Raw genomic sequence first — 865 nt, 5'->3', positions numbered from 1 at the left:
GTGGCACTAGATAGAAAACTTTCGTCCTAGATGTCACACTTAGATAGAGGTGTTCTTCTATCTTATTGATTTACTATGGTCCAATAGTGTCTGGGGTGACATTTAGGACGAAAACTAACGCTTTAAGAAAACGTCCTTGATGTACCACTTGTATATTAAGACCTGGTACACCAAGGAAGGTTTGTTTGAGAGGCCCAGAAAAGCTTTTACAAACTCAAGCTATCTAGTAATAGTAGGTCTTCCCGGATGGAGGTCGAGTGCTTGTGGTACCACCATTTACAGTTTTGTATCTGGAACCGGAAGGTTTGTTGTAATGTGCCCACCCTCTATACCTTACTCTCCATGGATCATCTGCACCCATTGTGTAGTATCCCATGTCAGCGAACGCAGCACGAGTTAAGCTTACTCTACAGCTAGGTGTAGCAGTTGATGTCACTGGCCCGGAAATTTCAAATAAACCAGCATTAGCGATTTCATCAGTGAGATTGTATATTTTACTATGATCAGTGATGGCTATTTTTGTGATCCCTTTGGTTTCCAGGTTATATGTTACAAGGAAATCAATGTTCGGCGAGTTAGGCCAATATGAACCATAAGATGAGCTAAAGTACCCACTTGCTTTGCTGTCCATTGCGCTTTTAGCTCTTTTTGGAGAAAAACATGCTCCCCTTGCGACATTCACAGAAGCACATCCACAGTTAATAGTAATATCTACTGCCTCATCTTCATCCTCTCCAGGTTTTGGGATCTCAAAGTCCCCTACTGGATCATCTGGGACGGTTGGGAGCTCAACGATTGTTTCGTCAGAGATGTTTCTGGAGCCTAAAGTATCATCCAAGCCAACTGCACTTGTTTGGTTCATGTG

At 42.7% G+C, this 865-nt stretch carries 1 protein-coding gene; it reads right to left on the bottom strand.

Going from position 1 to position 865, the window contains the following annotated elements:
• Window positions 1-223: 223 nt before the first annotated feature.
• Window positions 224-865 (bottom strand): hypothetical protein (locus tag IQR33_RS22285; protein ID WP_228014067.1); only part of this gene is annotated, 642 nt, incomplete at its 5' end.

Origin of the sequence: Vibrio sp. OPT46, from assembly GCF_015163535.1 — a bacterium.
GTDB classification, from domain to species: Bacteria; Pseudomonadota; Gammaproteobacteria; order Enterobacterales; family Vibrionaceae; genus Vibrio; species Vibrio alginolyticus.
Note: the sequence above shows the minus strand (reverse complement) of the source record. Positions and strands in the feature narration are given on the sequence as shown.